Annotated in this window: 7 protein-coding genes; 3 read left to right on the top strand and 4 right to left on the bottom strand. The window is 61.8% G+C overall.

Annotated elements, in window-relative coordinates; all coding sequences use genetic code 11:
• Window positions 1–2,339: FG-GAP-like repeat-containing protein (locus tag DL86_RS18895; protein ID WP_202899221.1), on the bottom strand; the 2,339-nt coding region annotated here is incomplete at its 3' end.
• A 35-nt stretch (window positions 2,340–2,374) separates the two neighbouring features.
• Window positions 2,375–2,848: a hypothetical protein gene (locus tag DL86_RS15885; RefSeq protein ID WP_156964710.1), complete on the bottom strand. Its 474-nt coding sequence runs from the start codon at window positions 2,846–2,848 to the stop codon at window positions 2,375–2,377.
• A 325-nt stretch (window positions 2,849–3,173) separates the two neighbouring features.
• Here DL86_RS15885 and DL86_RS15880 point away from each other — a divergent pair, with 325 nt between their 5' ends.
• Window positions 3,174–4,190, top strand: coding sequence for a ribonuclease T2 family protein (locus DL86_RS15880; protein WP_156964709.1), 1,017 nt, complete (start codon window positions 3,174–3,176; stop codon window positions 4,188–4,190).
• Between the two features lie 263 nt (window positions 4,191–4,453).
• Here DL86_RS15880 and DL86_RS15870 read toward each other — a convergent pair whose 3' ends face one another.
• Both DL86_RS15870 and DL86_RS15865 read right to left on the bottom strand, forming a co-directional pair.
• The gene (locus DL86_RS15870; RefSeq protein WP_162180450.1) at window positions 4,454–6,079 is read right to left on the bottom strand and encodes a L,D-transpeptidase family protein; all 1,626 of its coding nucleotides are present in this window, start codon (window positions 6,077–6,079) and stop codon (window positions 4,454–4,456) included.
• Window positions 6,080–6,270: 191 nt separating this feature from the next.
• Window positions 6,271–7,356, bottom strand: a complete 1,086-nt coding sequence (locus DL86_RS15865; RefSeq protein ID WP_036263920.1) for an AI-2E family transporter — start codon at window positions 7,354–7,356, stop codon at window positions 6,271–6,273.
• Window positions 7,357–7,993: 637 nt separating this feature from the next.
• Here DL86_RS15865 and DL86_RS15855 point away from each other — a divergent pair.
• A complete protein-coding gene (locus tag DL86_RS15855) occupies window positions 7,994–8,572 on the top strand; it encodes a hypothetical protein (protein ID WP_036263464.1) in 579 nt (192 codons plus the stop codon).
• 426 nt (window positions 8,573–8,998) lie between these two features.
• The gene (locus tag DL86_RS15850; RefSeq protein ID WP_245276400.1) at window positions 8,999–9,595 is read left to right on the top strand and encodes a hypothetical protein; all 597 of its coding nucleotides are present in this window, start codon (window positions 8,999–9,001) and stop codon (window positions 9,593–9,595) included.
• Window positions 9,596–9,651: the final 56 nt, after the last annotated feature.

The following is a 9,651-nucleotide window of genomic DNA, read 5'->3' as shown; positions in this document are numbered from 1 at the left end:
GCCGACAGGGCGGTCCAAACGCCGTCGTCGCCGAAGCCTACGATGTCGGCCTTGCCGTCGCTGTTGATGTCGGCGACGAGACGGACGTGCTTGTCGGGCCGCCAGCCCTGGTTGAAACCGAAATTGGCGAGCACGAATTTCTCGGGGGCAAAGCCGCCGTCTCCGGTCGCCAGGGCGGTCCAAACGCCGTCGTCGCCGAATCCTATGATGTCGGCCTTGCCGTCGCTGTTGATGTCGGCGACGAGGCGGACGTGTTTATCCGGCCGCCAGCCTTGGTTGAAACCGATGTTGGCGAGCACGAACTTCTCTGGGGCAAAGCCGCCGTCTCCCGTCGACAGGGCGGTCCAGACGCCGGCGTCGCCGAACCCCACGATGTCGGCCCTGCCGTCGTTGTTGATGTCGGCGAGGAGCTGGACGTGCTTGTCGGCCCGCCAGCCCTGGTTGAAGCCGAGATTGGCGAGCACGAACTTCTCGGGGGCAAAGCCTCCGTCTCCCGCCGAGAGCGCGGTCCAAACGCCGGCGTCGCCGAACCCCACGATGTCCGCCCTGCCGTCGTTGTTGATGTCGGCCAATACGCGCGTGTGCGGGCCTCCCACGCAGTCAGAGGGGCGCGGGATGTGACGGCTATCCGCAGCCGCCGCCAAGAATCGGAAGTGGGGCGAGCATGTTGCAAGGTCTCCGTCATTGTCGTCAGCGACGAAGCTCAAGCGGACGGCATCGGGAATGTTCGACGGATTGGCGGCGGCGGCCCCGAGCACGAGTTGCCGAGCGACCTCGAAAGCTGCGTCGGGGCTGTAAACGGTTTGCAGGCCGGTGATCAACTCCCAGACGAAGCCGGCATAGCGCCGTCCGACTGCGTGGACCTCGTCGGTTTCGGGCGGCCACAAGATCACATCCGTCGCCGCGCGCAGGCAAGTCCCCGCGCCGAAAAAGTCCCGACCGACGCAAGGCTGGCGCGTGCCGATGAGAGCCAGAGCATCGCCGAAGCCTTCGCTGTAGCCGCCATCGAGAATCCCGCCGACCGACTCATCGGCGCCATGCCCGTACTCGTGCAGCACGACATCCGCGTAGGCGGTGTTGACGCAACCATTGCCCGCCTGAAAGAAATTAAGCGAACTTCCGTCCCAGAACGCGTTGCAACTGTCAGCTATGTTGACGCGCGTCGGCAGCTTGGCAAGAGCATTCGGCGCCAGAAAATCCTGGGCGAGCGCGTGAGAGCGATTGGCCCATATGAAGGCGCTTGTCTGCGCCAGTTCCGCACCTGTCGCGGCATTCAGCGCGAGATCGATGGCGGTGGATGGCGAGCCCGTTGCCGTCGCGGCGATCTCGCCGCCGGCGACATTGTCCACCCGACTATGCGGGCCGCTGACGCCGACGGTCAGCGTTGCGGCGCCAACGCCTGTCGGAAATGCATAGCGGCCATCCGCGCCGGTGGTGGCCTGGCCGCCGCCGCTGCCGGTCCTGGTCACAAAGGCGTCGCTGAGATCCTGCGAGATAGAGCCGGCAAGCGGTGACGCGGGAAATGCAATCGCGGTGACGTGACCGTTGTGCGTATGATAGATCGCTTCGCGGTCGGCAAGCACGACGGGGTCGCCGATGGCGGCGATCCATATCTCCCGGGCCCAAGGTGTGGTCAGGGAAGAAGACCCCACGCGAATGCGCCAGGCGAGCCGGCCCTTGCCTGAGGGATCGACAAACACTTCGAGGCGCGGGTCACCCGCCTCAGCTGCCGCGGGCATTGCGCGCGCGCGGCCCGCCTCCATTGCCGCGCGTTTGGCGGCATCGCGGTCGACCGTTGGATTGCTGCCGTCCACGGCTTGTGGCAGATTTCGTTCGCGGACGACAAGAAGCTTCCCCGTGGCGGTCGCGATCGATAGAACATCGCTGCCAGGAGCAAGCGGCACGCCCTGAAAAGCGAGCGGATGGAGCGTGATCAGCCTGCCCGTGACGAGCGGTTGCCTGGGCGGCGCGATGTCCGCGCGCAAGGTCGGCGGCGTCTTGAAAATGTGGACGGTGTTGCCTTGTCCAACCTCGAGTCCGGGGATCATGGCGACGCCAAGGTCCCGCGCCGCTGTCGCGCCCTCGCCAAGCCGCGAGACCAGCGCTGGCATGTCATCCGTTACTGGCAAGGCTCGGCCGCCTTCAATGAACCGGAAGGTTTCCGTCACCACCACGTTGCTCGGGTATTGGGCGCGCTGCGGCGCATTTCCCGCCAGCGGGGAAGGAGGCTGCTGGGCCGCGACGCCGGCAGGCGCCAATACGCATAGGAGCGCGGTTGTCGCCAGCGCAGGCGCCAAGCGCTGGCGCGGCCAGTCTCTGTCTTTCGCCTTGATCAGCATTTTGCCCTCTCCGCCCTGTCATCGTCGAATCTCAGCTACGAACCGGTAAGCTCGAGCAGGTGGACCGCCAAACGCGCCAGCCGCACGGACGGATCATCCGCGCGCCCATCTCCGAGCGCCGCAACGTCCTTGGGGTTGGCGCCTGCGGGCATAACTAATTCTTTCGTGACGCCTCCGTATGTAATGGACACGAATGCCGGATTGATTGCTGGCGGACTCCCAGTGCGATTTGGGAGCGATGCAACGCCTGTTGCATCGATTGCTGCGCGTGCGCTTAGAATTTGATCCGGGCCGAGGCGTCCCAATCGGAGGCGCGAGATCACGTTGCCGTTCAGCAAGCGATCGACGGTGAAGCAGCCATCCTCGGCGATGCTCGTGCGCTCCCCTGTCCGTCCGGCGAACCCTTCCTGGAGACGCTCGACGCGGATCAGGAAGTTGCCTCCATCGAAGCAAGACGCTGCTGACGCCGGGGCTGCTTGGAGTAGAGAGACAAGGCCGACGATCGCCACCAATGCGTCGATTAGAGATACATGCCCAAACCAAACGTTTGGCAACCGATCGACGGCTGCGCCGCATCCCCAGTTGGCGAAAGCTTGGCGCATAGTATTCCTCTGCTCAAGCCACGAGATTGTCGGCCACCTCGGCAGCACCTAGCATGATGATATGATAGCGTTGAGCGTCCGCCGCGCAATAAAAATGTCTCAGGCCTACTATAGGCATTTTGAGTGGCCGGGGCGGATGCGCGCCGTCCGCCGGAAAAACATCCGCTCGATCAGGTTGCGCTGCTTGCGGGCGCCTAATAGAATTTGCGCTTTGTTGGATGAGGGGGACGCCATGAATCGGATCTTCATTGCTGTAGTGCTTGTCGCGGCGTCGTCTTGTTTCGATCGCGCCGCGGCGGACGTGCCCTTAGCCGGCTATTTCATCGCCCGCGACGCTTGCCCGGCGCTCCAATCGATCAAAAAGGAAACCAATCCCGGCGCAATACGCACCGAGGTCAATCGCTCCTATCCCCTTCTGGCCAAGAACAAGCCCGCAGCATCGCATTATTTGATCCAGGTCGCGAACGCGCAGCCATCGCGCCGATGGGTCGCCGTGACCTGCGGAGAGCATGTGTTTCCGGCCGATGGGTCGGCTCCGAAGCCGGGCCAGGGAGCAGGCGGCGTCGGAGCGGGAGAGTCCGAGGCATTTGAACAGCCAGCCTATGTTCTCGCCATAAGCTGGCAGCCGGCGTTCTGCGAGGCCAAGCAAGACAAGACGGAATGCAGGACGCAGTCAGCCGACCGGTTCGACGCCTCGCATTTCACGCTGCACGGTCTTTGGCCGCAGCCGAGCAACAAATCCTTTTGCCACGTGCCGCCTGATCTCGTTGCGGCCGATAAAGACGGGGAGTGGGAGAAGCTTCCGGCTCCAAATCTTGACGCCAGCACGCGCGAGAGCTTGGAAGAGGTCATGCCGGGGACGATGTCGCATCTGGAGCGCCATGAATGGATCAAGCACGGCACCTGTTTTCAGGACGACTCGGCCGAGGCCTATTTCTCTCGCTCGATCGCCCTCATGGCTCAATTGAACGGCTCTAAAGCTCGGGAGCTCTTTGCAAGCCACATCGGTTCCGAGATCACCAATGCAGCGATCAAGGAGGCTTTCGACGCGAGTTTCGGCGAGGGCGCCGGCGACCGCGTGCGCGTTGCGTGCAAACGCGATGGGGCGCGCAACCTGATCGTGGAGCTGACGATCGGCCTTGTTGGCGAAATCGACGACGATCCGTCGCTCAAGGAGCTTATCGCCGCCTCGAAGCCGACGGATCCGGGCTGTCCGCGCGGGCTCGTCGATGCAGTCGGCCTCCAATGAGGCTCGACTTTCGCGGCGCCAAACATAAAGCGCATTTGTTGATTGTTCGGGCCATCTTTCGCCTTGCCGATTGCAAGCTCGAGCACAATCCGCAGTTTCTTCCTCGGATCGGTTTTTCCAGCGATCGCCACCGACAGCGCCTCGAGCGAAAAGAACCGGCTTTCGCATTCGGCCGCGCACAACCCGCAGGTGTGTTCGGGGACTGACCGGCGCTGAATGGGCGCTGGGAGCCGTCATCGCGGAGCCGTGGCTATGCGATGCGACTACCACGGATCAAATGCGCCGCCGCCATAAAATGAGGGCGCATAAGCCCGCGAGCGCTCATAGCCGCGGTCATGCCAGTCCTCGCGGCGGTTGTGAGCTTGTGGATCAGGGCGGCGCATCTTGACGCCGCCTTGAGGGCCGCCGCTCAGGAGGATGACAAAATCCGTGTCTTTGCCGGTCTCGGCGCTCATGCCTTCGTCCGAAATGATCAGCGAAGATTGAGGCGAGATAATCTCTGAGATGCGGTCGACGATGTCGTTAGGAATTTCGACGCGGTCGAGCGCAGCCCTCGCCAGGTCCGCGCCCGGCGAGGTCGGCTCCGCATTGCGACCCTTGCCGCGGCCAGACCCGTTATGTGGGCCGCGCTGCCGCCCGTCCGGACTCTGGTTCGTTGAAACGGCGCTCCACCGCACATTGGCGCCGTCATTCGTGTAGTCAAGCGCGGTGTAGATATGCGTGCCGATAGGTTGGCCGGCTTCGCGGATTGTGACCGGGCCCTCGAACACTTGCTGAAAGGCCTGCCGGACATACAGGCGCTGTGTCTTTCGGCTGATGAAAATTGACGCCGGCGACATCATCTGCTCCGCCTCCGTCGCCGCGTTCAAGGCGGCGATCTTCTCGGCTTCGGCCACTCGCGCCTCTTCGCGGGCGCGGGCGGCGGCGTTGGCCTTCAGCGGCGCTTCCGCCCTGGCGGCGACCAGTTGCGCCTCTGCATCGGCCCGCCGCGCCAGCGCTCTGGCCTTGGCCTCCTCCGCCGCCGCGATCGCCGCCGGCGAGCTTGCGGCTTGAAACGCGCTCTCCGCGGCGGAAAGTTGCGCTTCGGCGCGGTATCTCGCGCCTTCCGCCGCAGGCAAGAGCCGCGCGGCATCCCGAGTAATTCTCGCCGCGCCCAGCCTGGCCGCATCCGCCTTCTTCGCCGCCGCATGCGCCTCTGCCGACATGGCGGCGACGATCGACTTCAACGTCAAGAGAGGCGCCGCCGGGCTGACCGGCGCTGGCGCGTCTGCTTCGGGCGGAGGGGCTCCTGGCGCCGCCTGCGCTGTCGGGTGAACCGCGTCCCAGCGCCCGGTTAGCGATTTGAGCCCGACATCAGCCCGAATTGGTCTTGGCTGAAAGAGGACAGGGTGGTCAATTTGGACGGGCCGAACATCGCTCCGAGCCACAATCACGCGCATGCCGATTTTCGTCATATCGAAGAGAGTTTGGGCAAACTCATAGGGCATGCGGACACAGCCGTGCGAAGCGGGGTATCCGGGCAGCAGCCCCGCGTGGAGCGCGATGCCGGACCAGGTGATGCGCTGCATGAACGGCATTGAGGCGTCATCATAGAGATTGGAGTGGTGGTCGGCCTCCTTTTGAAGGATGCTGTAGACGCCTGCGGGAGTCTCATATCCGGCTTGGCCGCTGGAGACCGGCGCGCGCAAGATCCAGCCATCGGCATCATAGATCGTGATCCGCTGATTGTTGAGCGAGACAATCGCCATGAGAGGCTCCCCCGCGGGACGGCTCTCCACAATCTGGACCGGTTCGGGGTCCCGACGGCGCATGGCTCCTGCGGGGTCGGCCATGCCTGTCGCGAGCAGCGCGGCGAGGCCGACGATGGCGCGCCTAACAGGACGCCGCAAGGCCGCGCCCCTCATTGGAGCGCAAAAGGAGATCATGCCTGACAGTCTCCCAATAGCGGGCCAAGCCAGCCCATCTTTGGAAAGAGTAAGCCCATCGCGGCCGCCGACAAAGTCGGAATTCGATCTGGCGGAGCTGAATTTTTATCGGACGATCACGGCGAGGATGGCGATGACCAGCCTGTGGATCCCTGTTACTTCGCTAGCGCCTTGCTATCGCGTATCCACACGTTCAAGAGGTCCCAGGCGAGCGCGAGGACGACCGGGCCGACAAACAGGCCGCCGATCCCATGCGCGAGAATGCCGCCGATGACGCCGATAAGGGTCACCAGCGTCGGGGTCGTCAGCCCGCGCGCCAGGACGAAGGGCTTCAAGACATTGTCTATGAGAGTGACCGTCGCCATGCAGGCGGTGAAGGCCAGGGCGGGCCCCGTCGTCATCGTGGTCCAACTCCACACCAGGAGCGGCGCGACGACAAGCAACGGGCCGATTTGAATGATGCCGAGCACCAAGATGGCGAGCGTCAAAAAGCTTGCGCCCGGAACCTCGGCCAAAGACATTCCGATTCCGCCGACAACCGCCTGCAACACCGAAATTCCAATCACGCCGCGCGACACTGCGCGGATGGTGGCGCCGGAGAGCTTCACGAACCTCTCGCCATGCGTCGCGTCGATCCTGAAGGCGAGCGTCTTCATCGCCGTGACGAGAAGCGGGCCCGGTGAAAACAAAAATCCAGCGATGATCACGGAGACAAGGAACTGCAGCGTCCACGTGCCGGCGTTGCTCGCCGCGTTGAGCAAGATGTCGCCGAGCGGCTTCAACTGCGGGAGAAGGTAGGTCAGAGCGCTTCGCACATTGGTCGATGCGAGTGTCCAGAAATCATAGAACTGCTGCCCGACAAGCGGCCAATCCCTGACGCTCTCCGGGGGCGGAGGAATCGACAATTTTCCGGAGTCGAGTTGCCCGATAAGCGTTTTCAAGCCGTCGATCACGCCAAGTCCCAGCCAGGTCACCGGTCCGATGACGACCAAGAGCCCGAACATCGTAATCAACGCCGCAGCCAGCCTGCGGCGGCCGCCCAGAATGGCCGCCAACCAATCGAAAACCGGATAAAGCGCGACGGTTAGAACGACGCTCCAGACGATGATCGGTATGAACGGATGAACGAGAACGAAGGTCCAGGCCACCAGGAGGCCGATAAACCCGATGTGAATCGCCAATTCGATGAAAGTCGCGTTGAACTGACGATAACTGAACGATTCTGTGCGCTCTTCGGTCACTGCAGTCTTCCGGATAATTGCCCATGCGCGGCGTCCGCCGCGAGAACCATCGCTCGCGGTCATGCGCATCTATTTATCCGATATTTCTCGCATAGCCACGCATCTGCCGCACAAAAGCTGACGGTGGGGAATAACGGCGCTGACGCGGGATTTGGCGCAATTGGTCTGACGGCTGCAATGATTCATCGGGAGGAATTGCCCGCGATCCGGCTTTTCGTTCTGTGTCCCTTGCCGCCGAAAGCCTGATCGCTGACGACATGCCTGCGGGGTCTTGTCATCTGGCGCCTGTGCCTATTGGGCAACATTCGAAGGCTAGTTTTCTTTTTGCCTGGCTGCTGCGCCGCGTGATCATGATTTGCTTCCGCCGCGGGTCAATCTGGAGGCGCAGCGTCGCGCCGCGGCCGCGCCGGTCCCGTGGCCTGTCAGCTGGATGCTTTTAGGGCGGACCGTCCCTGTTAGGGCTCCAGACCGCGGGCTCGCGAAGGACGCAAATATTTTCCTATTGTCAGGCGGTGGCGGCGGCTATAATTACAATTAAATCATGATGAAATCGCGGTCGCTCGGCGTTCTTGATATTTAGTGGGGCCTCGCATTCGCCGCGCCTCTCGCTTGGTTTATCGCTCAGAATGGATGGCCGATGAGGGAACCGATAGACGCGCTCGACGCCGATGACCCTTTCCCCAATTCGCGCAGCGGGCGTTTCTGGATCAGGCAATTGCCTTATTTGGCGATGCTCACGCTCACTATTTTCGGCGTGGGCTACACCAGCTTTTCGAACAAGCCCCTTATCGGTTATTGGGAGGTGCTGGCGGCGCTGATGGCCCTCGTCTGCATCGCCTCCGGATGGTCCCGCGCAAGCGGCAAGGACGCTCGATTGCGGCTCATCTGGACGCAGGCGCTGCATTGGACCGTCTTTCTGATCGCGATGAATATCGTGCTCATGCCCAGCGTTCAGAGAATAACAGATGCGGATACGATCGGCCTGACGCTTCTATTGCTGCTCGCGATCGGCACTGTCATTTCGGGAATCCATATCTTGTCCTGGCAGATTGGCTTTCTCGGCATCGTGATGGCGGCGGGGGTGCCGGCGATTGCGTGGCTTGAGGATTCAGCGCTGATCCTGTTCTTGGGCGTCGTCGTTGTTTTCGGGGTCGGGGGGACGCTCTGGTGGCGCTGGCGCGAATGGCGCGCTTTGCGAGAGGGCCTGAGCGGATAACCTCGCATTTGCCTTGTGACCCGCATGCCGCTCCGATCGCCTTGCCGCGCTCCTGACGGGTCGGGGCCGTTGGCGCTTGCGCTAAGTCAATTGTCTTGCGCTTATTGCAAGCCAGAGCATATTCCGAACAGATTGGTTCAATCTGTTCGACGGGAATATGCTCAGACTCTTTAACACGGGAGCGATTTCTGATCGATCGAATGACTCCATTCGATCGGAAAGCGCGCTAGCGCGCTTGCCAGCGAAATAAACGCTGGTTCATTGAGAAAATGCGATAAAATAAAAACTGGATCCGCTTTCGCTGCGGAATCTGGAGGCGCTCTAGGGGTTGAATGCCGCTGGCTCCCATTGGACAACCGGGACTGGCGCCTTAAGCTTGTTGCAATAGGCTGGTTTATTGGCTGTTTATACAGGAATGGATTGCCCATGGACGAACCGGAAGAAGTGGAAGAGCCGCTTGGTCACTTGGCCCAGACGCGCGATGCAGGCGTCTTGCTACGGGAATTGCTGCTGAAGGAACTGCCTTTTTTCATTCTGCTGGTGCTCACAATATTGGGCGTCGCCTTCACCACGTTCTTAAGGCAGCCTCTCATTGTCTATTGGGAGTTTCTCGCTCCATTGATCGGAGTCGTCTGTGTGCTCACAGGATGGCCGCATGCTCACGATCGGGACGCTAAATTCCGGTTGATTTGGACGCAAACGCTTCATTGGGCGGCTTTTTTGATCGCGATGAACCTCGTGTTCCTGACCGGCGTTTCAAGATTGATGGACGCTCAAGCGATCGGGCTGACGCTCCTGTTGCTATTGGCGCTTGGCACCTTTATCGCCGGAGTTCATGCCGTGTCCTGGCAGATTTGCGTGCTCGGCGTCACCATGGCGCTTGGCGTGCCGGCGATCGCATGGATCTATAATTCCGCTCTCGTTTTGCTCTTCGGTTTCGTCGTTCTGGTTGGCATCGGCTTGACGTTCTGGTGGCGCTTGAGCGGCAAGCGCACCGAAAAATCCGCTGAGGGCGATCTCTAGAGCGCTATCCGATCGAATGGAGTCATTCGATCGATCAGAAATCGCTCCAGTGTTAA

The sequence above is a fragment of the Methylocapsa aurea genome, assembly GCF_000746085.1.
GTDB lineage: Bacteria > Pseudomonadota > Alphaproteobacteria > Rhizobiales > Beijerinckiaceae > Methylocapsa > Methylocapsa aurea.
This window is presented reverse-complemented; position numbering and strand designations above follow the sequence as displayed.